Source organism: Nocardiopsis tropica (assembly GCF_042660575.1).
GTDB classification, from domain to species: domain Bacteria; phylum Actinomycetota; class Actinomycetes; order Streptosporangiales; family Streptosporangiaceae; genus Nocardiopsis; species Nocardiopsis tropica.
The window spans coordinates 40,350-64,150 of sequence record NZ_JBHSUF010000031.1 but is presented as its reverse complement, the minus strand read 5'-3'; the positions used below and the strand labels follow the sequence as shown (position 1 = coordinate 64,150).

Annotated in this window: 22 protein-coding genes; 14 read left to right on the top strand and 8 right to left on the bottom strand. The window is 73.4% G+C overall.

The window, feature by feature from the left end; genetic code table 11:
- The 4 genes from infB to truB form a co-directional block, all read left to right on the top strand.
- Positions 1–2,314: translation initiation factor IF-2 (infB, locus tag ACFQBR_RS32125; protein WP_378554945.1), on the top strand; the 2,314-nt coding region annotated here is incomplete at its 5' end.
- Positions 2,315–2,397: 83 nt separating this feature from the next.
- On the top strand, positions 2,398–2,694 hold the full coding sequence (locus tag ACFQBR_RS32120; RefSeq protein WP_267948445.1) for a DUF503 domain-containing protein: 297 nt from the start codon (positions 2,398–2,400) through the stop codon (positions 2,692–2,694).
- A 2-nt stretch (positions 2,695–2,696) separates the two neighbouring features.
- Entirely contained in the window at positions 2,697–3,140 is a 444-nt protein-coding gene (gene rbfA / locus ACFQBR_RS32115) for a 30S ribosome-binding factor RbfA (protein ID WP_267948446.1), read from the top strand.
- Positions 3,141–3,224: 84 nt separating this feature from the next.
- Positions 3,225–4,112, top strand: coding sequence for a tRNA pseudouridine(55) synthase TruB (gene truB, locus ACFQBR_RS32110; RefSeq protein ID WP_344184454.1), 888 nt, complete (start codon positions 3,225–3,227; stop codon positions 4,110–4,112).
- 13 nt (positions 4,113–4,125) lie between these two features.
- Here the strand turns inward: truB and ACFQBR_RS32105 are convergent, their stop codons facing one another.
- A complete protein-coding gene (locus tag ACFQBR_RS32105) occupies positions 4,126–4,974 on the bottom strand; it encodes an alpha/beta fold hydrolase (RefSeq protein WP_344184455.1) in 849 nt (282 codons plus the stop codon).
- Between the two features lie 231 nt (positions 4,975–5,205).
- Here ACFQBR_RS32105 and ACFQBR_RS32100 point away from each other — a divergent pair, with 231 nt between their 5' ends.
- From ACFQBR_RS32100 to ACFQBR_RS32075, 6 genes are all read left to right on the top strand, one after another.
- Entirely contained in the window at positions 5,206–5,496 is a 291-nt protein-coding gene (locus tag ACFQBR_RS32100) for a type II toxin-antitoxin system Phd/YefM family antitoxin (protein WP_344184456.1), read from the top strand.
- Positions 5,493–5,777, top strand: a complete 285-nt coding sequence (locus ACFQBR_RS32095) for a type II toxin-antitoxin system RelE family toxin (protein WP_344184457.1) — start codon at positions 5,493–5,495, stop codon at positions 5,775–5,777. Before ACFQBR_RS32100 ends, ACFQBR_RS32095 begins: the two co-directional genes overlap by 4 nt.
- A 162-nt stretch (positions 5,778–5,939) precedes the next feature.
- On the top strand, positions 5,940–6,887 hold the full coding sequence (locus ACFQBR_RS32090; protein WP_344184458.1) for a bifunctional riboflavin kinase/FAD synthetase: 948 nt from the start codon (positions 5,940–5,942) through the stop codon (positions 6,885–6,887).
- A gap of 264 nt (positions 6,888–7,151) precedes the next feature.
- Entirely contained in the window at positions 7,152–7,421 is a 270-nt protein-coding gene (rpsO, locus tag ACFQBR_RS32085) for a 30S ribosomal protein S15 (RefSeq protein WP_267948452.1), read from the top strand.
- Between the two features lie 308 nt (positions 7,422–7,729).
- On the top strand, positions 7,730–10,045 hold the full coding sequence (locus tag ACFQBR_RS32080; RefSeq protein WP_267948453.1) for a polyribonucleotide nucleotidyltransferase: 2,316 nt from the start codon (positions 7,730–7,732) through the stop codon (positions 10,043–10,045).
- Between the two features lie 119 nt (positions 10,046–10,164).
- Entirely contained in the window at positions 10,165–11,499 is a 1,335-nt protein-coding gene (locus ACFQBR_RS32075) for a M16 family metallopeptidase (RefSeq protein ID WP_267948454.1), read from the top strand.
- Positions 11,500–11,552: 53 nt separating this feature from the next.
- Here ACFQBR_RS32075 and ACFQBR_RS32070 read toward each other — a convergent pair whose 3' ends face one another.
- From ACFQBR_RS32070 to ACFQBR_RS32050, 5 genes are all read right to left on the bottom strand, one after another.
- The gene (locus ACFQBR_RS32070) at positions 11,553–12,782 is read right to left on the bottom strand and encodes a Dyp-type peroxidase (RefSeq protein ID WP_344184459.1); all 1,230 of its coding nucleotides are present in this window, start codon (positions 12,780–12,782) and stop codon (positions 11,553–11,555) included.
- A complete protein-coding gene (locus ACFQBR_RS32065) occupies positions 12,782–13,336 on the bottom strand; it encodes a copper chaperone PCu(A)C (protein WP_267948456.1) in 555 nt (184 codons plus the stop codon). Before ACFQBR_RS32065 ends, ACFQBR_RS32070 begins: the two co-directional genes overlap by 1 nt.
- A 230-nt stretch (positions 13,337–13,566) precedes the next feature.
- A complete protein-coding gene (locus ACFQBR_RS32060; RefSeq protein ID WP_267948457.1) occupies positions 13,567–14,040 on the bottom strand; it encodes an Hsp20/alpha crystallin family protein in 474 nt (157 codons plus the stop codon).
- A gap of 33 nt (positions 14,041–14,073) precedes the next feature.
- Positions 14,074–15,630, bottom strand: a complete 1,557-nt coding sequence (locus ACFQBR_RS32055; protein ID WP_344184460.1) for a BCCT family transporter — start codon at positions 15,628–15,630, stop codon at positions 14,074–14,076.
- 331 nt (positions 15,631–15,961) lie between these two features.
- A complete protein-coding gene (locus ACFQBR_RS32050; RefSeq protein ID WP_344184461.1) occupies positions 15,962–16,477 on the bottom strand; it encodes a MarR family winged helix-turn-helix transcriptional regulator in 516 nt (171 codons plus the stop codon).
- 220 nt (positions 16,478–16,697) lie between these two features.
- Here ACFQBR_RS32050 and ACFQBR_RS32045 point away from each other — a divergent pair, with 220 nt between their 5' ends.
- The 4 genes from ACFQBR_RS32045 to ACFQBR_RS32030 are packed head-to-tail and all read left to right on the top strand — an operon-like array spanning position 16,698 to position 21,295.
- Complete coding sequence (locus tag ACFQBR_RS32045; RefSeq protein ID WP_344184465.1) at positions 16,698–17,792, top strand: polyprenyl synthetase family protein; 1,095 nt, start codon at positions 16,698–16,700, stop codon at positions 17,790–17,792.
- Positions 17,789–19,300, top strand: coding sequence for a phytoene desaturase family protein (gene crtI / locus ACFQBR_RS32040; protein ID WP_344184462.1), 1,512 nt, complete (start codon positions 17,789–17,791; stop codon positions 19,298–19,300). Before ACFQBR_RS32045 ends, crtI begins: the two co-directional genes overlap by 4 nt.
- Entirely contained in the window at positions 19,297–20,253 is a 957-nt protein-coding gene (locus tag ACFQBR_RS32035; protein ID WP_344184463.1) for a phytoene/squalene synthase family protein, read from the top strand. Before crtI ends, ACFQBR_RS32035 begins: the two co-directional genes overlap by 4 nt.
- Before the next feature lie 31 nt (positions 20,254–20,284).
- Positions 20,285–21,295, top strand: a complete 1,011-nt coding sequence (locus ACFQBR_RS32030; protein ID WP_352986063.1) for a DUF5914 domain-containing protein — start codon at positions 20,285–20,287, stop codon at positions 21,293–21,295.
- 143 nt (positions 21,296–21,438) lie between these two features.
- Here ACFQBR_RS32030 and ACFQBR_RS32025 read toward each other — a convergent pair whose 3' ends face one another.
- Together ACFQBR_RS32025 and ACFQBR_RS32020 are read right to left on the bottom strand one after the other, a co-directional pair.
- A complete protein-coding gene (locus tag ACFQBR_RS32025) occupies positions 21,439–23,001 on the bottom strand; it encodes an FAD-dependent oxidoreductase (RefSeq protein WP_344183967.1) in 1,563 nt (520 codons plus the stop codon).
- Complete coding sequence (locus ACFQBR_RS32020) at positions 22,991–23,731, bottom strand: class I SAM-dependent methyltransferase (protein WP_344183968.1); 741 nt, start codon at positions 23,729–23,731, stop codon at positions 22,991–22,993. The genes ACFQBR_RS32025 and ACFQBR_RS32020 overlap by 11 nt, the downstream gene beginning before the upstream one ends.
- Positions 23,732–23,801 lie beyond the last annotated feature (70 nt).

Here is a 23,801-nt window from a genome sequence, read left to right as displayed (position 1 = left end):
GGCCGGGGCGGGCCTGCTCTACGACCTGGGCCCGCAGGGCGGCGGCGACCAGCGCGCCCCGCGTGCCGCTCCCGGCGCCGGCGCTCCGCGTCCGGGCGGTCCCGCAGGCGGACCTCCGCGTCCCGGCGGCGACGCCGGCGGACCCCGTCCCGGCGGTCCGCGTCCCAGTCCCATGAACATGCCCTCGTCCCGTCCGGCCTCGCCCGCGGGCGGCGGTCGTGGCGGTGCCGGCGGCGGTCGTCCGGGCGGTGGCGGCGGTGGCGGCGGTCGCGGGGGAGCCCCCGCGGGTGCGGGTCCGCGTCCCGGTGGCGGCGGCGGTGCCGGCGGCGGTCGTCCGGGCGGCTTCGGCGGTCGCCCCGGCGGCGGCGGTCGTGGTCGCGGCGGCGGAACCGCCGGTGCGTTCGGCCGTCCGGGCGGTCGTCCCGGGCGTGCCCGCAAGTCCAAGAAGCAGCGGCGCCAGGAGTTCAACGACCTCCAGGCACCGTCCTTCGGCGGCGTCAAGATCCCGAGCGGCAACAACCAGGTCATCCGCCTGTCCCGCGGCGCCTCGCTGTCGGACTTCGGTGACAAGATCGACGTCAACCCGGCGTCGCTCGTCCAGGTCATGATGCACCTGGGTGAGATGGTCACCGCGACCCAGTCGCTGCCCGACGAGTCGCTCCAGCTGCTGGGCGAGGAGCTCAGCTACCGCATCGAGGTCGTCAGTCCCGAGGACGAGGACCGCGAGCTGCTGGAGTCCTTCTCCATCGAGTTCGGCGAGGACGACGGCACGGCCGAGGACCTGCGTCCCCGTCCGCCCGTGGTCACCGTCATGGGCCACGTCGACCACGGTAAGACCCGACTGCTGGACACCATCCGCAAGACCAACGTCGTCAGCGGCGAGGCCGGCGGTATCACCCAGCACATCGGCGCCTACCAGGTCGCCACCGAGGTGGACGGCGAGGAGCGCAGGCTCACCTTCATCGACACCCCGGGCCACGAGGCGTTCACCGCCATGCGTGCCCGCGGTGCGAAGGTCACCGACATCGCGGTCCTGGTGGTCGCGGCCGACGACGGCGTCAAGCCGCAGACGGCCGAGGCCATCGACCACGCCAAGGCGGCCGAGGTGCCGATCGTGGTCGCGGTCAACAAGATCGACGTCGAGGGCGCCGACCCGCAGCGGGTCCGTGCGCAGCTCACCGAGTACGGCCTGGTCGCCGAGGAGTACGGCGGCGACGTCCAGTTCGTGGACATCTCCGCGCTCAAGGGCGACAACATCGACGGCCTGCTCGAGTCGATCGTGCTGACCTCCGACGCCTCGCTCGACCTGACCGCCAACCCGGACATGGACGCCCAGGGTCTGGCCATCGAGGCCTACCTGGACCGCGGTCGCGGTTCCATGGCCACGGTGCTGGTCCAGAGGGGCACGCTCAACGTCGGCGACTCGATCGTCTGCGGCGACGCCTACGGCCGCGTGCGCGCCATGCTCGACGAGCACGGCAACAACGTGCAGAGCGCCGAGCCGTCCCGTCCGGTGCAGGTGGTGGGTCTGACCAACGTTCCCAGCGCCGGCGACAGCTTCCTGGTCGTCAAGGACGACCGGGTGGCACGTCAGATCGCCCAGCAGCGCGAGGCGCGCGAGCGCTTCGCCCAGCAGGCGCGTTCGGCCCGCCGCGTCACGTTCGAGACCTGGCAGGACGCCCTCAAGGAGGGTGAGCGCTCCGAGCTGCTCCTCCTCATCAAGGGCGACATGTCCGGTTCGGTCGAGGCGCTGGAGGAGTCGCTCCTCAAGATCGACTCGGGTGGCGACGAGGTCAACATCCGCGTCATCGGCCGCGGTGTCGGTGCGATCACGCAGAACGACATCAACCTGGCGTCGTCCGCCGACGCGATCATCATCGGCTTCAACGTTCGGCCCGAGGGCAAGAACAGCGAGCTGGCCGATCGCATGGGCGTCGACATCCGGTACTACTCGGTGATCTACCAGGCCATCGACGAGGTCGAGGCCGCGGTCAAGGGCCTCCTCAAGCCGGTCTACGAGGAAGTCCAGCTCGGCAGCGCCGAGGTCCGCGAGGTCTTCAAGGTTCCGAAGATCGGCAACATCGCGGGCTCGATCGTCCGTAGCGGCCTCATCCGCCGCAACACCAAGGCACGGATCATCCGCGAAGGGGTTGTCATCTCCGAGAACCTCACCGTGGAGTCCCTGCGGCGGTTCAAGGACGACGCGACCGAGGTCCGCGAGGGCTTCGAGTGCGGTATCGGTGTCGGCTACAACGACATCCGTATCGCTGACGTCATCGAGACCTACGAGATGCAGGAGAAGTCCCGCGACTGACCCTCGCGGAGTCTGATCCGAAGGGGCCCCGGCCGTGTGGCCGGGGTCCCACACTCTTTCCCCACAACACCACAGGTGATCATTTGTACGTCGGGTCGCTGACCCTGGACGTCCTTCTCGGTGACGTCCACTCGCTCAAACAGAAGCGCTCGCTGGTCCGGCCGGTGATCGCCGAACTGCGCCGCAAGTTCTCCGTCTCGGTGGCCGAGGTCGGGGACCACGACCTGTACCGACGGGCCAAGGTCGGCGTGGCGGTGGTCGCGCCGACGGCGGCGCACGCCCGTGACCTGATGGACACCTGCGAACGTTTCGTCGCGGGACGTCCCGAACTGGAGCTGCTCTCCGCCAGGCAGCGGCTCTTCAACGAAGAGGAAGACTGACGATGGTTGACGCCGCACGCGCGCGGAAGATCGCCGACCGCATCCAGCGCATCGTCGCCGAGATGCTGGACCGGAGGATCAAGGACCCGCGCCTGGGATTCGTCACCGTGACCGACGCGCGCATCACCGCCGACCTGCGGGACGCCACGGTGTACTACACGGTGTTCGGCAGCCCGGAGGAGAAGGCCGCCTCCGCCGCCGCTCTGGAGAGCGCCAAGGGCGTCATCCGCAGCGAGGTGGGGCGCCAGACCGGTATCCGGCACACGCCGAGCCTGGCCTTCGTCATCGACGAGGTCCAGGAGAACGCCCAGCACATCGAGGAACTGCTGGTCAAGGCGCGCCAGTCCGACGCCGAGGTGGCCGAAAAGGCGACCGGCGCGAAGCACGCGGGAGAGGCCGACCCGTACAAGGCGCCCCGCGAGGACGACGAGGACGAGGACGAGTAGCCTCCCTCCCCGTTCCAGCACCACCGGCGGCGGCGCGGTCGCGCCGCCGCCGTCCCCTTCCCTCCAGAAGCTCCGAGGAGAGCCATGGCCGAGAGCGGCGTCGTCGTCGTCGACAAGCCCGCCGACTGGACCTCGCACGACGTGGTCGCCAAGACGCGCGGGCTGGCACGCACGCGCCGGGTCGGCCACGCGGGCACCCTCGACCCGATGGCCACGGGGGTCCTCGTGCTGGGGATCGAGAAGGGCACCAAGCTCCTCGGCCACCTGACGCTGACCGAGAAGGAGTACGCGGCGACCATCCGGCTGGGGCTGGTGACCAACACCGACGACGCGGAGGGGGAGCCCGGTGCGCGGGTCGACGCCTCGGAGGTCGGGGACGAGGCCGTGCACGTGGCGGTCGCCCGGCTGACCGGTGAGATCCAGCAGGTCCCGCCGCAGGTCAGCGCGATCAAGGTGGACGGCAAGCGCGCCTACAAGTCGGCGCGTGAGGGCAAGGAGGTCGTGCTCCGGCCCCGCACGGTCACCGTGGCGCGGTTCGAGGTCACCGCCGTCCGCAGGGTGGAGGACGCCGACGGCGTCTTCGTGGACGTGGACGCCTCCGTCACGTGCTCCAGCGGCACCTACATCCGCGCACTCGCCCGGGACATGGGCGAGGACCTGGGCGTGGGAGGCCACCTGACCGCGCTGCGCCGTACGCGGGTGGGGCCCTACGACCTGTCGCAGGCCCGCACGCTCGACCAGCTGGCCGCGGAGTTCACGCAGGTGCCGCTGGCCCGCGCGGTCGCGGTGGCCTTCCCGGTGCGCATGCTCACCGACGACGAGACCCGCCTGGTCCGGAACGGGAACCGGATCGGGCCGAGCTCGCTCGGCCCCGGGCCGGTCGGCATGTTCGCCCCCGACGGCCGGGTGATCGCGCTGGGGGAGAACCGCAGGGACCACATGAAGCCCCTGGTGGTGTTCGAGCCGGCCTGACCCTCCGGGCGCCTCAGGACACGCCGAGGAGGTCCGCGAGGGCGGCGGTCAGCTCCGCCGGGCGCTCGACGGACGGAAGGTGTCCGGTCTCCGGCATCTCCAGCAGGCGTGCCCCGGGGATCCCCTCGGCGTACAGGTCGGCCACATCCCGGACGGGGCCGGGCTCCGACAGGCCCTTCACCACGAGCGCGGGCGCGGCGATCTCGCCGAGCCGCTCCTTGGACGGCCTGCCTGGCCAACGGGTGGTGAGGGCGGGCCCGGACCACCGGCGGGCGAACAGCTCCCGCAGCATCAGGAGGACCGTGTCCCACGCCTCGGGCGGCATGTCCTCGGGGTCCCGTCCGGGGCCCAGCACCATGAAGCGGGCCTGGGCCTGCGCCATCGCGGCGACGTCCGCGGGGTCGGGCTCCGCGCGTCCGGCGGCGTACACCTCCAGGCGCTCGTGGGGGACGGCGGCCAGGACCATCTTCCGCGACTCGCGGACGAACACCTCGGGCCATTCGTGCCCCGACAGGCCCGGACACACCAGGGCCAGGGACTCGACCCGGTCGGGCGCGGCCAGCGCGGCGTCCGCGCAGCAGGCGCCGCCGTAGGAGGCGCCCACGAGGGTCGCGCGCCCGATGCCGAGCCCGTCCATGAGGGCGAGCAGGTCCTCGTGGTGGGTGACGGGCCCCTCGTGGTCGGCCGAACCGCCGTGGCCCCGCCAGTCGTACCGGACCACCCGGTGGGTTCGCGAGAAGGCGGCGAACTGGTGGTCCCACATGCGCCGGTCACCGACCCCGGCGTGCACGAACACGATCGCCGGCCCGGAGCCGGCCTCGTCGTACGCGAGCCGGGTGTCTCCCGTGTCGATCATCGCCATCCGGGCACGTTAGCGGTGGCGGAGGCGTGTGCCAACCCCGCTCTGCCGGCGGAGGGGCGGCGCACCGCCCGGACGCGCCGCGCACGGGCCCTCGCGTCCGCCGCAGCCCCGCTTCCTCCAGTTCCCCGCGCACCAACCCGGTGCATCGGCTGGGACAGCAGGAAGGCTCGAAAGAGGGAATTCTGGCGTGAATCATGTACAGCTCATGGCCTGTTGGCTAGCATTGACGCCATGACGACGATGCCGCTGGCGGAAGCCAGGAACCACCTGTCCAAGATCGTCGACGAGGTCGAGAGAACCCACGACGCCGTCACCATCACCCGCAACGGCAGGCCCAGCGTCGTGGTGATCTCCGTGGACGACTACGAGTCGATGACGGAGACCTTCGCCCTCCTGGGCAGCCCCGAGGAGCAGCGGAGGCTGAAGGAGGCCGAGGAGTCCCTGGAGGCCGGGGACGTGACGACGGCGGCGGAGATGGCTGACCTGATGCGCGAGAGGGTCCGTCGGGAGGACAACGGGTGAGCGATCGCTACGCCCTCGTGCTCGCGCGACCGGCGCGACGGGCGCTCACCGACGAACTCCCCCTCAAGATCGCCTCGGCGGTCTGGGAGCTGGTCGACGGTGACCTCGGAACGAAACCCCGCGCCGTGGGAAAACCCCTGAACGCCCCCTTCACCGGGCAATGGGTGGCCAGGCGCTCCTCCTACCGCGTGCGGTACCGGATCGACGAGGCCGCGCGCCGGGTCACCGTGCTCGACATCCAGGGCAGGGCCGACGCGTACCACTACTCGGGTGGTCGCTGAGAAGGGCGGCGCCTCCGCGGCGGGGGAGTGTGCCGGGCCACACCCCCGGTCTGTCGGTGCCGGTGCGCCCGGCGTGGCACCCTTGGTTCCGGAAGGCCCCGCGGCCCCCGGCGGCGGGGCCCGGCGCGGAGCCATGAGGAACGACGAGCAGGGGAGCCGGACGTGCGGCGATGGGACGGGCTGGAGGGCATCCCCTCCGGGCAGGGGCGCTCCGTGGTGGCGGTCGGCGTGTTCGACGGGGTGCACCGGGGCCACCGGGCCATCCTGGAGGCCGCCGTCGGTCGCGGCCGCGAGCTCGGGCTCCCGGTCGTCGTGGTCACCTTCGACCCGCACCCCCGGGCCGTGCTGACGGGGACCGCCCCGCCGGTGCTGACCCCGCTGGAGCGGAGGGTGGAGCTGCTCGGGGAGTACGGCGCCGACGCCGTGTGCGTCCTGGGGTTCACCAAGGACCTGTCCTCGCTCGCCCCCGAGGAGTTCGTGCGCCGGGTGCTGGTCGACCGGCTGCACGCCGCGGCCGTGGTCGTGGGGGAGGACTTCCGGTTCGGGCACCGCGCCGCGGGCGACGTCGCCGCGCTGGCCGCGCTCGGGGCCGGGTTCGGCTTCACCGCGTACGGGGTCGCCCTCGTCGCGGACGGCGAGACGATCACCTCGACGCGGGTGCGCGCACTGCTCGCCGAGGGGGCCGTGGCCGAGGCGGCCGGGCTGCTCGGCCGCCCGCACCGGGTCGAGGGGGAGATCGTCCACGGGGCGGCGCGCGGACGCGAGCTGCTGGGGTTCCCCACCGCCAACATGGACCTGCTGCCCGGCACGGCGGTCCCCGGGGACGGTGTCTACGCGGGCTGGCTGAGCCGTGTCACGCCGGTGGCCGGCCACGAGACGCGCTGGCCGGCCGCGATCTCCGTGGGCACCAACCCCACGTTCGACGGCGCGGAGCGGACCGTGGAGTCCTACGCCCTGGACCGCGACGACCTGGAGCTGTACGGGGTCCGGATGACCGTGGACTTCACCGCGCGCATCCGCGGCCAGGAGCGCTTCGACAGCATCGAGGAGCTCATCGTGGCCATGCGCCGGGACGTGGACCGGTGCCGCGAGGTCCTCGGCGCGGCCTGACAGGGGCGCGGGGAGACGGGGCGCACCCGCGGGTCAGCCCCGTCACCTCGTGCTCTGCGGTAGGGTGGGTTCGTCCACGTGTGCCTCGCGGACGGTCACGATCCGGTGAACCGACCCGTGGGGAGCGCGGTGCGCCCACGCCGTCGGCGGAGGGCCGCGCGCACCACACGCGACGGTGACTGTTCGCACGCGCGGTCACCGCGTCTGATCCCCGTCACGTATCGGGATCCGCCCTGCGTGCCGACTTTCCAGCGAAGGAGCGACGTGTCGATCGACACCGCCACCAAAGAGAAGATCATCGCCGAGTACGCCACCACCGAGGGTGACACCGGTTCCCCCGAGGTCCAGGTCGCGCTGCTCACGCACCGCATCACCGAGCTGACCGAGCACCTCAAGGACCACAAGCACGACCACCACAGCCGTCGTGGCCTGCTCCTGATGGTCGGTCGTCGCCGCCGCCTCCTCAAGTACATCGCCAAGCAGGACATCACCCGCTACCGCTCGCTGATCGAGCGTCTGGGCCTGCGCCGCTAGGTGTGAACGGCGGGAGTGGCTTCGGCCGCTCCCGCTTTGTTAGTAAGGTGTGACGCGACGGCGGTCACAGACCGCCGCCCGCCTAATTTCACAGAGATCACCCGCGCCCCTCCCTCGGCACCAGAGTCGAGGCCGGTCCTCGGTAGTGGTCCCCGGACAGCGCCTCCCAGGCGTGCCGTGGGCTTCGATCGATGACCGGCCGTCATCAACTCCGGGGCACGGACGCGGGAAACGAACAACGAAGCGCCCGGGGCACGCCCGTGCCCGGCGCGACGAACGCGAACACGTGTAGTAGTAGGAGGTCGCCCATGGAGGGCGTTTACTCGGCCGAAGCCGTCATCGACAACGGCAAGTTCGGCTCCCGTACCATCCGCTTCGAGACCGGTCGCCTGGCCCGCCAGGCCGCCGGATCGGCGACGGTCTACCTGGACGACGAGACCGTCGTCCTGTCGGCCACCACCGCCTCGAAGCGTCCCAAGGAGAACCTCGACTTCTTCCCCCTGACGGTGGACGTCGAGGAGCGCATGTACGCCGCGGGCCGCATCCCCGGCTCGTTCTTCCGGCGCGAGGGACGTCCCTCCGAGGACGCCATCCTCACCTGCCGCCTGATCGACCGGCCGCTGCGCCCGTCGTTCCGCAAGGGCCTGCGCAACGAGATCCAGATCGTCGAGACGATCCTGGCCCTGCACCCCGAGCACCTGTACGACGTCGTCGCCATCAACGCGGCCTCGATGTCCACGCAGATCTCCGGCATCCCCTTCTCGGGTCCGATCGGCGGCGTGCGCGTCGCCCTGATCGACGGCCAGTGGGTGGGCTTCCCGACCCACGCCGAGCTGGAGGGCGCCACCTTCGACATGGTGGTCGCCGGTCGCGTCCTGGAGGACGGCGACGTGGCGATCATGATGGTGGAGGCCGAGTCCACCACCCGGACGCTGAAGCTGGTCGCCGAGGGCGCCGTCGGCCCCAACGAGCAGTCCGTCTCCGAGGGCCTCGAGGCCGCCAAGCCCTTCATCAAGGTGCTGTGCAAGGCCCAGCAGGCCGTCGCCGACCAGGCGAGCCGCGAGGTCACCGAGTTCCCGATCTTCCTCGACTACGAGGACGACGCGTACGCGGCCGTCGAAGCCGCCGTCCGCGACGAGCTCTCCAAGGCGCTCACCATCGCGGACAAGCAGGACCGCGAGGCCGAGCTGGACCGCGTCAAGGCCATCGCCGGCGAGAAGCTGGCGGAGGACTTCGAGGGTCGCGAGAAGGAGGTCGGCGCCGCCTTCCGCTCGCTCAGCAAGCAGGTCATGCGCGAGCGCGTCCTGCGCGAGAAGGTCCGCATCGACGGCCGCGGCCCCAAGGACATCCGCGGGCTGAGCGCCGAGGTCGGCGTCCTCCCGCGGGTGCACGGCTCCGCCCTCTTCGAGCGCGGCGAGACCCAGATCCTGGGTGTCACCACGCTCAACATGCTCCGCATGGAGCAGATGGTTGACACGCTCAACCCGGACAAGACCAAGCGCTACATGCACAACTACAACTTCCCGCCCTACTCCACCGGTGAGACCGGCCGGGTGGGCTCGCCCAAGCGGCGCGAGATCGGGCACGGCGCCCTCGCCGAGCGCGCCCTGCTCCCGGTGCTGCCGGCGCGCGAGGAGTTCCCCTACGCCATCCGCCAGGTGTCCGAGGCCCTCGGGTCCAACGGCTCCACCTCGATGGGCTCGGTCTGCGCGTCCACCATGTCCCTGATGGCGGCCGGCGTGCCCCTCAAGGAGATGGTGTCGGGCATCGCCATGGGACTGATCAGCGAGGGCGACGAGTACGTCACCCTCACCGACATCCTGGGCGCCGAGGACGCCATGGGCGACATGGACTTCAAGGTCGCCGGCACCCGTGACCTCATCACGGCCCTGCAGCTGGACACCAAGCTCGACGGCATCCCCGCCGAGCAGCTGGCGCTCGCGCTCCAGCAGGCCCGCGGCGCCCGCCTGGCCATCCTCGACGTGATGCAGGAGGCGATCGAGCGTCCGGCCGAGATGAGCCCGAACGCTCCGCGCATCCTCACCGTCAAGGTCCCGGTGGACAAGATCGGAGAGGTCATCGGCCCGAAGGGCAAGATGATCAACTCGATCCAGGACGACACCGGCGCCGAGATCACGATCGAGGACGACGGCACCATCTACATCGGTGCCACCGACGGCCCGTCCGCCGAGGCCGCCCGGGACACGATCAACCAGATCGCGAACCCGACGATGCCCGAGGTGGGCGACCGGTACCTGGGTACCGTCGTCAAGACCACGACGTTCGGCGCGTTCGTGTCGCTGCTGCCCGGCAAGGACGGCCTGCTGCACATCTCGCAGATCCGCAAGCTGCACGGCGGCAAGCGGATCGAGAACCTCGACGACGTCATGGGCATCGGCGAGAAGATCCAGGTCGAGATCCGCGAGATCGACGACCGCGGCAAGCTCTCGCTCGTCCCGGTCGAGGTCGTCGAGGCCGAGGCCGCCTCCGCCGCTCCGGCGGTCGAGGCCGAGGTCGAGGCCGACACGGCCCCCGAGGGCGAGGACAACGGTGGTGACAAGGACGGGGACGCCCCCCGTCGCCGTCGCCGCCGCAGCTCGGGCGGGCGTTCCGAGAACACCTGATCCTGACTGACGCGTGTCGGGGGCGGTCGCACCACGGGTGCGGCCGCCCCCGGCGCGTATCCTCGGCTGGGCCCCCGGCGGCCCGGCCGCCGATGTTCCGACGCGAAGAAGAAGGATTCATGAGCTCTGTCCCCATCGCCGCCGAGCAGGATCCGGGCACGACCGTGACGCTGCTGGAGCCCGACGGCGGTTCCGGCCTGGTGCGCCGCACGGTCCTGCCCGGCGGCCTGCGCGTGGTCACCGAGAACATCCCGGGTGGCCGGTCCGCGGCGTTCGGGATCTCGGCCACCACCGGCTCCCGCGACGAGGACTCCGCGCACGCGGGGTCGGCGCACTTCCTGGAGCACCTGCTGTTCAAGGGGACGCGGACCCGGTCGGCGCTGGAGATCTCCGCGCTGCTGGACGGTGTGGGCGCCGACCACAACGCCTACACCACGAAGGAGCACACCTGCTACTACGCCAAGGTGTTGGACCGCGACCTTCCGCTGGCCATCGACGTCGTCGGTGACATGGTCGCGAACTCGGTGCTGGACGAGGGGGAGGTGGAGACGGAGCGGGGCGTGATCCTGGAGGAGATCGCCATGTACGAGGACGAGCCCGCCGACCTGGTGGACGACGTCTTCGCGGCGCACTTCTACGGGGACACCCCGCTGGGCCGCCCGATCCTGGGCACCACCGACACCATCCGCGCCCTGCCCCGGGACCGGATCGCCGAGCAGTACCGGGACGTGTACGTGCCCGGGGAGCTGATCGTGACGGCGGCCGGGAGCCTGGACCACGACCAGGTGGTGGAGCAGGTCCGGGCGATGTTCGCCGACCAGCTGGCCGCGGCGGGCGACGCCCGCCCCGCCCGCCCGCGTGCGGGGGCCGGTCCGGTCGCCACGAACGGCGGCACCGTGGTGCAGCCGCGCGACACCGAGCAGGCGCACATCATCCTGGGTTCGGAGGGCATCACCCGGACCGACCCGCGCTGGCACGCGCTGCGGCTGCTCAGCGCCGCCCTGGGCGGCGGCATGTCGTCCCGCCTGTTCCAGGAGGTGCGGGAGAAGCGCGGCCTGGCGTACTCGGTGCACGCGTACCAGACCGGCTACGCCGACACCGGCATGTTCCAGATCTACGCGGGCTGCCTGCCGGAGAAGGCCGACGAGGTCATCGGCGTGTGCCGCGACGAGCTGGAGAAGGTGGCGGCCTCGGGGATCACCGCCGAGGAGCTGACCCGGGCCAAGGGCCAGATCCAGGGCTCCCTGGTCCTCGGCAGCGAGGGCACCAACGCGCGGATGGGGCGGCTGCTCTCGCACGAGCTCAACAAGCCGCGCCACTACTCGATCGACGAGGACCTGGCGCTGTTCGACGCGGTGTCCGGCACGGACGTGGCCGAGGTGGCGGCCGAGCTGCTGTCGCGGCCGCGGGCCCTCGCCGTGATCGGCCCGTACGAGGCGGACCGGGTCTTCTAGGGAGCGCCCCGTCCCCCGTCCCCCGTCCGCGGACGGGGGACGGGGGACGCCGGTCAGCCCTCCAGCAGGGCCTGCCCCACGTATCCCCCCTCCTCGCAGCCGGGCGGGACGGCGAACACGGCCGAGCCCACAGCGGTCACCCACTCGTTGAGCAGGTCGAGTTCGTCCAGGCTCCGCTGGATGGGCACGAACTGGCGCACGGGATCGGCCTGGAACGCCGCGAACAGCAGACCGGCCTCCTCCCCGCCCGTTCCGCGCATGTCGTAGTTGTAGGCGCGGCGGAAGATCCGCTCCTCCGGGTCGCCGGTGACCGCCCTGCGCACGTGGGCGAACGCCGGGACGACCGTCAGCCCGGTGGCGTCGACGGCCGCCAGGTCCACCTCGTCGTGCTCGGACGCGCCCGTCAGGGGCGCGCCGCTGTCCAGTCGGCGGCCGATGACGGCCTCGCGGGCCGGCCGGTCCAGTTCGTCCCACGTGTCCAGGTGGGTGGCGATACGCCGGATCACCAGCCCCGTGCCGCCCTCCAGCCATGCCGGTCCGCCGCCGCCCCACACCAGGTGCTCGAAGTCCGCCGTCCCCGGCTCGGGGTTGACGGTGCCGTCGACCTGGCCCATCAGGTTGCGCATGGTCGTGCCGTCGGGCTGGGACCCGTGGGCCCGGCGGAACCCGCTCTGGGTCCACCGGGGCCGGGTGAAGGCCCGCGCGTCCTTGAGGAGCATCCGCACCGCGTGCGAGACCGTGAGGGGATCGTCCGCGCACACCTGTACCAGCAGGTCCGCCTCGCCCCACGCCGCGTCGAGCCGGTCGTGGCCGAACTCCGGCAGCGGTTCCAGCCAGTCCGGCACGGCGCCGGGGTCCACGCGTTCGACCAGGCCCCGTCCGAACCCGAACGTGGTGGTGAGCCGGGCCGGGACCTCCGCCAGCTCGGGCTCGGTGTCGGCCAGGGCGGGCTCGCCCCGGGCCAGGCGGGCGGCGTCGTCGCTGAGCAGCCGCATGAGCCGCCGGACCCCCTCCGCGTCGACCTCCGGACCCAGGTCCAGCGCCACGAACGTGCCGTGCGCCTGGGGCGGGGTCTCCACCCCCGCCTGGTGGGGGCCGTGGAAGGGCACGGTCCTGGAGCCGTGGAGCGGGGGGTCCGCGGCCGGGTCGGGGCCGCCCTCCGACCGGCCGGCCCACGTGGCGGCCGCGGCTCCGGCGATCCCCGCCGCGCCGAGGCCCGCCGCCCCGCCCAGGATCAGGCGGCGGCGGCTCAGCGGCCCCGCGCCCGCACCGCGTTCCGGCATCAGTGGCCCCCGTCCCCGTGACCGCCGCCCTCGTACTCCTCGTTCGCCCCGGCGTACTCCTTCACGGGCGCGGTGAACTCGGCGGTGGAGCCGTCGGAGAACTCCACGGTCACGGTGGTCTCGTCGCCCGGCTCCAGGTCACGGGTGAGGTCCATGAGCATGATGTGGTCGGCGCCGGGCTCCAGGGGGAGACCGCCCCCGGCGGGGACGACGAACCCGCCGTCCTTCTCGCGCATGGTGGAGTCCGCGCCCTCGGTGACGACCTCGTGCAGTTCGACGGTGTCGGCGGCGTCGTGGGAGGCGGAGACGATGGTGACCTCCGCGTCCGAGCCGTTGGTGATCTCACCGAAGACGGCGGTCATGCCGTCGTCGGCGGTGGCGGCCTTGACCCAGGGGTCGGTGACCCCGAAGGAGTCGGCGGCGGTGGCGGCGGCCGTGGAGGGGGCGTCCTCGTCGGCGGCGCCGGTGGCGTCGGGAGAGGCCGCGGGACCTCCGCAGGCGGTCAGGGAGAGGGCGAGGAGGGCGGTGGCGGCCCACGTACGGGTCGGGTTCACGGGTGTTCGCTCCAGGTTCCGGGCCGCGCTCCCGCGGCCGTCCACCCCTGGTGTCGGATCCGCGGGCCGTTCGGTTCCCGGAGTCTGCGCGTTCCCCGCCGCCCGTCCGGCGCCCGGGCCCGCGGAAGGACGGCCGGCGCGGTCCCGCCCCGCCACGGCGGGGCGGGGCCGGCGGTCGGAGCCGCGGGAGCCCGTCGGACGCGGGCCCGGAAAGAGCCGCGGACGCCGCCTCAGGGGCGCTTCGGCGCCCTCTTGCGCACCGTGATGCGCTTGGGGCCCCGGGCGTTCGCCCCGCCGCGCACCGTGATCTCCAGCAGGCCCTCGGCGTAGGAGGCCTCGATGTCCTCCTCCTTGACGCCCTCCGGCAGGCTGATCCTCCTGCGGAACGTGCCCATGAAGCGCTCGGACGTGTAGTAGACGACGTCGTCCTCGTCGCGGTGGCGCTCCCCGCTGATGCTGAGGATGCCGTCGTTGAAGCTCACCGACACGCCCTCCTCGTGCACCCCGGCGATCTCGCACCGGAGCACGAGGTCGTTCCCCCGGGCCAGGATGTCGGTCGGGGGACTCCACGCGTCCGAGTAGCCGCGCTCCTTGTCGCCCGCCTGCCCGCTCTCCAGCGAGGACATGCTGTCGGAGATCCGGTTCATCTCGCTGATCATGTCCACCACGCCGTGGAACGGGTTGTTGAACTTTCGGGGAGCCACAGGGGCCTCCTCTCTTCGCTTGCGGTGAGGGGGTCAGTCGGGGCGGGCGGGGCTCTGGGAGCCCCGGTCCTCCGCCCGGGACTGTTTCGGAGCCCCCGGTTTCGGTTCGGAGGCCAGCCCCTTGACCAGGCCCCAGACCATGAACAGCAGGATGACCGCGAAGGGCAGCCCCGTCACGACCGAGGCCGCCTGGAGGGCGGACAGGGCGTTGGTGCCGCCCAGGACCAGCAGGATCAGCGTGACCGCGCCCTCGCTGATGGCCCAGAAGGCGCGCTGGGCCTTGACCGGGCGCAGGTCGCCGCCGCTGGTGAGGGTGTCCACGACCAGCGATCCGGAGTCGGACGAGGTGATGAAGAAGACCGCCACCACGAGGATCAGGAGGACGGAGACGACCAGCCCGACGGTCTCCCCCATGGGCAGCAGGTCCATCAGGCGGAAGGCCCGGTCCTCCTCCGCGAGTTCGTTGAGCCCGCCGTCGCCGAACAGCTCGTAGTAGAGCCCGGACCCGCCGAACACGCCGAACCACAGGATGGACACGAGGACGGGGGCGAACAGCGCGCCCAGGACGAACTCGCGGATGGTGCGCCCGTAGGAGATGCGCGCGAGGAAGATGCCGACGAAGGGGGCCCAGGAGATCCACCACCCCCAGTAGAAGATGGGCCAGGTCGTCGTCCAGGACGCCGCCTGCTCGTCCACGAGGGGGCTGGGGAAGGACAGGCTCCAGGGGACGAGGTTGCCGAGGTACTCCCCGGCCCCGGTGGTCGTGATGCTGATGATCCACAGCTTCGGCCCGAACAGGAAGACGATCACCAGCAGCGCGAACGCGAGCCACAGGTTGATGACGGAGAGCCTGCGGATGCCCTTGTCGATGCCGGAGAGCACGCTCAGCAGGGCGATGCCCGTGATCACGACGATGATCACCGACTGGACCAGGGAGTTCGAGGGGATGCCGAAGACGTGGTTGAGGCCGCCGTTGATCTGGAGGGTGCCCAGGCCCAGGGAGGTGGCCAGCCCGAAGATCGTGCCGAACACGGCCAGGATGTCCACGAGGTTGCCGGGCCAGCCGAAGGCCCTGTCCCCCAGGAGGGGGTACAGGGCGGACGCGGGGCGCAGCGGCAGGCCCTTGCGGAAGGCGAAGTAGCCGAGGGAGAGGCCGAGGGCGATGTAGATCGCCCACGGGTGGAAGCTCCAGTGGAAGTAGCTGAGGGCGAGTGCCTCGCCCGCGGCCTCCGGGGGCGGGGGGCTCCCCTCCGGGGTGACGAACTCCGCGTCACGGGGCGAGTGCAGGTGGTGGATGGGCTCGGAGACCCCCCAGAACACCAGGCCGATGCCCATCCCGGTGGTGAAGAGCATGGCGAACCACGCCAGGGTGTTGAACTCGGGCCGGGAGTCGTCGGGGCCGAGCCGGACGGAGCCGAACCGGCTCAGCATGAGGACGATCGCGATGCCGAGGAAGAGCGACGTCGCGAGGACGTAGATCCAGCCGAGCTTCTCGCCGATCCAGTCGCGCGTGGCCGTCGCCGCTGACAGGAGGGGGTCGGTGGCCACGATGCCCGCGACGACGAAGGCGATGATGACGAGGCCGGACACACCGAAGACGGTGGGGTTGGTGTGTTGTCGGATGTATTGGCGTAGGGATGAGATGGGTGGCTCCTTCCCGGCCCCGGTGGGACGGGTGCGCCGTTGACTGGCCGGTCTCTGCAGCTCCTCCGGCCACGGACGTGTTTCCGTGGGATGGTAGGGGCGGAGCGCACCGGCGCAAAGGAACCGCGTGAACGCGGAGTGTTGGTGTTTTGAGCGTCATCGCGCATGGTGAGGTGATATGTCACCCCATGTCATCCTGCGGTGCTCGGGGAGGCTTCCGGGGCACCGGGGTCCACGACATCCTCGGCATGTCGTGTGCGGTGCCCGGGGGAGGCGGCTACCCGCGGCTCTCGGTGAGGCCGTCCAGGGTGGTGCCCACGCGGTCCAGCCAGCCCGTGATCACGGTCAGCTCCTCCAGCGTGTAGTCGGCGTGCAGGTCGGTCATCGCGGCGCGCATGCCGGGGGCGGTGGAGGCGGCCAGGCGCTCGGCTCCCGCGGTCAGCCGGACGGCGACCTTGCGTCGGTCCCGCGGATGGCGGGTGCGCTCCACGAGCCCGTGCGCCTCCAGCCGGTCGACGACCCCGGTCACCGAGCCGGTGGACAGGCAGAGGCTCTCGGCGATCTCGCCGGGGGTCATGGAACCGCTGACCCGCAGCAGCGTGTAGCACTGGAAGTCCGTGGGGTTCATGCCCGAGCTGTCCGCCATGCGGTGCAGCAGGCGGATCAGCCGCACGGCGAGTCGCTGCCCGTCGCTCTGGAGGGACTCGTAGAGTTCACCTCGCGACCGGCTCTCGGCATCCTCGTCGCGGGCGTCCAGGAGCCCGTCGGAGTGTGCGGCCGGAACGGCGTCCATGGTCTCTCTCTCGCGCTGGCGTGATCGGTTCGTCCGATCTCCCCTGTGAGTCTACGGGGCGCGGTGCCGGGGCCCTCCCGGTCGGCGGCCGTGTTCCCGGGGGCGGACATGGTTGGGACGCCGCACTTCGGGAAGTATTTCGATTAACAAGATTCACAGAATACGAGTCATTTCGGGAAGTCCGGAGGCACGACCCCGGGAGGAAGCCGTCAATCCGCTCCTGAACACCCACAGAGAAGGCCACGACGCCGCGGTCGGGGGACACCGCGCGGCGCTGGAGGACGCCCTGCGCCGCTACCTCCACCGGCGGCTCCGCGAGTCGGAGGGCATCGACGCGGGGTTCGGCCGCGACCTGGCGGGCGAGACCGTCCGCTTCACCCTCGCAGGGGGCAAGCGGATGCGGTCCCTGCTGGCCTGGTGGGGGTGGACGGCCGGCGGCGGGAACCCCGGCGGGGAGCGGGCCCGCTCCGCCCTCCAGGCCTGCGGGGCCCTGGAGCTCATCCAGACCTGCGCCCTCGTCCACGACGACGTGATGGACGGGTCGCCGACCCGCCGGGGCAGGCCCTCGGTCCACGCCCGCCACATGGCGGAGCACGAGGAGAACGGGCACAGCGGAGAGCCCCGGCGGTACGGCGAGGCGCTCGCCGTCCTGGTGGGGGACCTGGCGCTGGTCTGGGCCGACGACATGTTCGATGAGGCGCTGGACGGCCTGTCCCGGCCGCGCGGGGCACGGGCGGTCTGGCGGGGCCTGCGCACCGAGATCATGGCGGGCCAGTTCCTCGACGTCCGCGCCCAGGCCGGACGCGACCGCTCCGAGGGGACCGCGCTGCGCATGAACCTGCTCAAGACGGCGTCCTACAGCGTCGAGCGCCCCCTCCACCTCGGCGCGGCCATGGCCGGGGCGGACGGGGCCACGGTGGACGCCCTGCGCGGCTACGGACGGGACGTCGGAACCGCCTTCCAGCTCAGGGACGACCTCCTGGGCGTCTACGGCGACACCGCCCGGACGGGCAAACCCGTGGGCGAGGACATCAGCGAGGGCAAGTGCACGCTCCTCCTCGCGGCCGGCGTGCGGCTGGCCGGGGAGCGGGGGGACGCAGCCGCGAGCGACCTGCTCTCCCGTGTCGGAGCCGGAGCCGACCCCGCCGAGGTCGCCGACGCCCTGGAGCGGCTCGGCGCCCGCGACCTGGTGCGGGGCCGGTGCCGGGAGCTGGCGGCACGCGGGGCCGGCAGGCTGGACGGGCTCGACCTGGACCCCGCCGTCCTGGAGGGCCTGCGCGGACTCGCCGCCCGGACCGGGACGGACCCGGTATGAGCGGCCGCACCCGGGCGGCGGGACGCGGACCGGCCCCGGGGACCGGACGCGTGGTCGTCGTCGGCGCGGGGCTCTCCGGCCTGGCCTGCGCCCTGCACCTGCGGGGGGCGGGGCGCGAGGTCGTCGTCGTGGAGCGCGAACCGCACCCGGGCGGGCGCGCCGGGCGGCTCGACCTGGACGGCTTCCGCCTCGACACCGGCCCCACCGTGCTCACCATGCCCGAACTCCTCGACGAGGCGCTCGCCGCCGTCGGCGAGAGCACCGCGGACAGGCTCGACCTCGTGCCGCTCAGCCCCGCCTACCGGGCGGCCTTCGCCGACGGCTCCGTGATCGACGTGCACACCGACCGCGAGGCCATGGCCGCCGAGGTGGCGCGCGTGGCCGGGGAGCGCGAGGCCGAGGGCTACCTCCGGCTGCGGGACTGGCTCACGAGGCTGTACCGGGTGGAGATGCGCTCGTTCATCGACGCGCGGTGCGACTCGCCGCTCGACCTGGTCCGGCCCGACCTGTTCCGGCTCGCGGCGCTGGGCGGCTTCGGCCGGCTGGCCCCGGCGGTCGGGCGCCGCGTCCGGGACGAGCGCCTGCGGCGGATCTTCTCCTTCCAGTCCCTGTACGCGGGGGTGGCGCCGGAGCGCGCCCTGGCGGCCTACGCCGTCATCGCCTACATGGACACGGTCGCCGGGGTGTACTTCCCCCGGGGAGGGATGCGCGCGCTCGGGGACGCCCTGGCCGGGGCGTTCACGAAGGCCGGGGGCGCCGTCCGCTACGGGGAGGCCGTCACCCGGCTGGAGCGGAGCGGCGACCGGGTCACCGCCGTGATCACCGAGGGGGGCGATCGCCTGGCCTGCGACCACGTCGTGCTCACCGCCGACCTGCCGGCCGCCCACCGCCTTCTCGGCCACGAGCCCCGCCGCCCGGTCCGGATCCGCCACTCGCCCTCCGCCGTCGTGCTCCACCTGGGCACCGACCGCACCTGGGACGCCCTGGGGCACCACACCATCTCCTTCGGCGCGGCCTGGGAGAGCACCTTCTCGGAGATCATCCGGGAGGGGCGCACCATGAGCGACCCCTCCCTGCTCGTCACCCAGCCCACCCGCACCGACCCCGCGCTGGCGCCGGAGGGGCGGCACCTGCTCTACGTGCTCGCCCCGGCCCCGAACCTCGCCGCGGGGGACGTCGACTGGGACCGGGAGGGGCCGCGCTACCGGGACAGCCTGGTGCGGACGCTGGAGGAGCGGGGCCTCGACGGCCTGGACGCCTCGGTCCGGACCGAGCACCTCGTCACCCCGGCGGACTGGGCGCGCCAGGGGCTGGCCCACGGCACCCCGTTCTCCCTCTCGCACACCTTCGCGCAGACGGGGCCCTTCCGCCCGGGCAACACCGTCCCCGGCACCTCCAACGCGGTGCTGGCGGGCTGCGGGACCAGACCGGGCGTGGGCCTGCCGACCGTGCTGATCTCCGGGAAGCTCGCCGCCGCGCGGGTGCTGGCGGGGGGAGTGCGGCGATGAGGGGGACCGCGACCGCCGAACTCGACGCCGCCGGCATCGGCCCGGACCGGCTGCGCGGGGACTACCTGCTCTGCCGCGACCTGCACGCGCGCCACGGGCGCACCTATTTCACGGCGACGAGGGTCCTGCCGCCGGAGCGCCGACCCGCGGTGCACGCGCTGTACGGGTTCGCGCGCTGGGTGGACGACATCGTGGACGAACCGCCCCCGGGCGCCACCGCCGCGGACCTGCGGGGCCGGCTCGACGCCGTCGGCGCGGACCTGGGGCGCGCGCTGTCGGGCCGGGAGCCCCGGGAGCCCGTGCTGCGCGCCCTGGCGCACACCGTCGAGGGCTACGGACTGCCCGCCGGCTACTTCACCGCGTTCATGGACTCCATGCGCATGGACCTGGACGTCACCGGCTACCGCGACCTGGAGCACCTGCGCGAGTACATGTACGGCTCGGCCGCGGTCATCGGGCTCCAGGTCCTGCCGGTCCTGGGGACGGTGGCGCCCCGGGCGGAGGCCGCCCCGCACGCGGCGGCGCTGGGCGAGGCCTTCCAGCTCACCAACTTCCTCCGCGACGTGGCGGACGACCTGGGACGGGGCAGGGTCTACCTGCCCGCGGACGTCCTGGGGGCGCACGGCGTGGACCGGGAACTCCTGGAGCACTGCGCGCGGGTACGGGCGCCCGACCGGCGCGCCCGTGCCGCCGTGGCCGACCTCGTCGAGGTCAACCGGGGGATCTACCGGGAGGCCGAACCCGGCATCGCGATGCTCTCCCCGGTGTCCCGCCCGTGTGTCGCCACCGCCTTCCGGCTCTACCGGGCGATCCTGGACGAGATCAGCGCGGCCGACTTCGACGTGTGGAGCACCCGCCACCGGGTCTCCGACGCCCGCAAGGTCGCCGCGGCCGTACCCGCCCTCGCACGCTCCCTGCTCGCCCGCTCCGTGCCGCGCCCCCGGTCCGGCTGAGCGCTGCGGACACCACCAGGAGGAGGACCCCGTGACGCTTCCCGACCCCGAACCGCGGCGCATCCCGCTGCGCCGGATGCCCGCCGTCGCCTGGAGCGGGCAGAGGCCCACCTGGCGGGAGGGGTCGCCCGCCGTCATCGGGGCGGCTCTCAAGCGCGCCCTGGCCAGGCCGTCCGGCAACTGGTTCGTGCTGGCCGCCAGCAGCGAGGTGCGGGCCGACCGGCCCTTCGGCCGCGTCGTCGCCGGCGCCGAACTCGTGGCCTGGCGCACCCCGGACGGCGCCGCCCACGTTGGGCCGGGGGCGTGCCCGCACCTGGGGGCCCCGCTCTGCCGGGGCGCCGTGACCGGGGGGAGCCTGGTGTGCCGCTGGCACGGTCTCTCCCTGGGGGCCGAGGGATTTCCGGGGTGGAGCCCCTACCCGGTGCACGACGACGGGGTCCTCGTGTGGGTGCGCCTGGACCGGGAGGGCGGGGAGGAGCCCCTCGATGCGCCGGTCGTCCCCGAACGCCCGGCGGCGGCCGCCTCGATCGCGGCGGTGGAGAGCCTGGCGGGGCGGTGCGAGCCGGAGGACGTGGTGGCCAACCGGCTGGACCCCTGGCACGGCTCGTGGTTCCACCCGTACTCGTTCGTGGGACTGACGGTGACCGAGGTGCCGGAGGGACCCGACCCGGATCCGGACCGCATGGTGGTCGACGTGGGGTTCCGCGTGGCGGGCCGCCTCGGGGTGCCGGTGCGCGCCGAGTTCACGTGCCCCGAGCCGCGCACCGTGGTCATGCGCGTCATCGAGGGGGAGGGGCTGGGGAGCGTGGTGGAGACCCACGCCACCCCGCTCGGCGTCGACGACCGCGGCGTGCCGCGCACGGCGGTCGTCGAGGCCACCGTGGCGACGTCCGACCGGGTGGGGTTCGCGCTGGCCCGCAGGGTGGCGGGGGCGGTCGTGCGCCCCGCCATGCGCATGGCCGCGCGCCGCCTGTGGCGCGACGACCTCGCCTACGCGGAGCGCCGGTACCTCCTGCGCTCCTCCGGCCGCTGGCCCGGCTGAGCCCCCCGGCCCCGCTTCCCCGCGCGGCGGGGCGTCCGGCGTGCGGGCGCCGCCTCCGGGCCCGGCGGCGGCGCCCGCACGCCCCGGGTGTCCGTCCCCGACCTGCGGTTCCCGGCCCCGGCCCCGGCCCCGGTCGGCCCGGGTCAGCGCGGGGCGTGCCGGGCCCACCGCGCGAGCGAGCGCAGCGGAGCAGAACGGCCCCGCCGGGGCACCGTCCACACGGTGTGCCCCTCCCGCCCCCAGCGGGCCAGCAGGGCGTTGGCCGCCAGCAGGCCGCTGGTCGCCGCGCGCTCCATCAGGGCCACGGGCAGGTCCGTGCGCACGTGGTCCCCCGCCAGGACCAGGAACGGATCGGGGGTGGCCACACCGCAGCGGTCGCGGTAGCTCCCCGGGGCGAACAGCGGGCAGTCCGCGCGCAGTTCGTGCCGCGAGTCCACGACCCCGGCGGCCCCCAGTTCCGGGTAGACGGCCGTCGCCTGCTCCCACAGCCGCGCCCGCTCGCGCTCCGGGTCGGCGTCCTCGGGCAGGGCGTAGGCGTGCAGCTCCACCACGGAGCCGCCGGTGCGCCGCGCCCACCCGCGCGCCTCGTCCTCGTACCGGTCGAGCACGCTCACGTTGTCCAGCGCGGAGTACCCCGCGGTCCCCAGGAACGCGGGCCGGTGCGGTCGCACGGGGCGGTCGAGCCAGTAACGCGACACCAGGAACGGGGGAGCGGACTCCAGGCGTGCCAGCCGGTCCCGCCACCCCGCGTCCCCCAGGTCCGGGGACCCCGCGACCAGGCGGCGGACCCCGGGAGGGTCGGCCGCCAGAACCACCCCGTCGAACTCCGCGTCCGGACCGCCGTCCGGCCCGCACCGCACCGCGAACCTGCGTCCCCGGCCGGGCCGCACCCCCTCGACGGGGGCGCCGGTCCGGAAGCGCACGCCCAGCTCCGCCAGGCGGTGCTCCAGCGGATCCCACAGGGCCTGCGGGAACGGCGACGCCGGCACGTCGAACACCAGGCCCTCGGACGAGCCGAGGAAGTACAGGTGGAACATCACCGCCAGCTCGGCGGCCGACAACCGGCCCGGGTCGGCGAAGAAGCTCCGGGTGAACACCTCGAACGCCAGGTGCCGCGCCCTCGGCGGGAAGCGGACCGCCGTCAGCAGGTCCCGTGCGCTCAGGTGGTCGAGGCGCTCGTACACGCCCGGCACGTCCACGTCCAGCAGCTGCAGGGCGGCGGGCACGTTGACCCGGGCCAGGTCGCGCGGCGGAAAGCTCGGGCTGGTCGCGGCGAGGACCGCGGCGTTCCACGGAGGGGAGGACGGCAGGCCCGAGAAGCGGTCGCGCGGCCCGTCCCGGTGCACCAGCGGGTAGTCGGCGAGCGGGACCAGCCCGTCCAGGCCCGGGTCGGCGCGCCGCAGCAGGCCGCGCAGGTTGTAGTACTGGCGGAAGAACGCGTGGAAGCCCCGGGTCATGGTGGCGGGGGTCCCGTCGCCGAGCGTGGTCCCCCATCCCCTCAGCCGCCCGCCCAGGGAGTCCTCCCGCTCGTACACCACCACGTCCGTGTCGCGCTCGGCCAGGGCGCACGCCGCGGCCAGCCCGGCGATGCCGCCCCCGACCACCGCAACGGCGGGCGCGGCCCCCGGCCGGGGGCCGGACGGCGGGGCGGGGGCCACGGACTCGGCCAGCGGGTCCCGGACGTCCGCGGGGCGGTCAGCGCCCATCGGCGGCCCCCTCCCCGAGGGGGCGCCTGCCCGCGAACGTGTGCGTGATCCCGTACTGCCACCCCGGCAGCGGCGCGCTGGCCACCGACTCCAGGCCCGCGCGGCGCATGCGCTCCAGGAGGGCGCCGCGGCCGTCGAACTCCAGCACGCTCCGCCACAGGTAGCGGAACAGGTCGGCGCGGCCGGTCAGGACCCGCCCCGCCGGGATGACGGCCCCCCAGCACACCGCGGTCCACACGGCCCGCGCGGACGCCGAGTCGGCCACGGAGTACTCGTGCAGGACGAGCCTGCCGCCCGGCCTCAGCAGGGAGCGCGCCGTGGCCAGCAGGGAGTCGGGGTCGGGGCAGTTGCGGACCAGGTACGCGCCGAAGACCGCGTCGGCGGGGCCGCCCAGGTGCTCCTCGGCCCACGCGGGCGTCAGCTCCTCGGCCCGCCCCCGGTGGAAGGACACCGAGTCCGGCCAGGGCTTGCCCCGGGCGGCGTCCAGCATCCCCCGGGAGGCGTCCACGCCCGCGATCCGGGCCGACGGGGCCTCGCGCAGCAGGGCCGCGGTCGACGCCCCGGTGCCGCACCCCAGGTCGAGGAGGCGCAGCCCGTGCCCCCGGTCGGGAAGCCCCAGCCTCCGCGCCGAGACGCGCAGGTGGGAGTGGTAGCCGGGGTTGGCGGCGACCAGCCGGTCGTAGGCCCCGGCGGCGTGGTCGAACTCGTCGGTGACCGGGCCGTCCTTCATCGCCCGCGTGGTGGTGTCCAGAGGGTCCCTCCCGGAGTGGCTGGGTGTCCGCGTGATCGCGGCGGCCCCG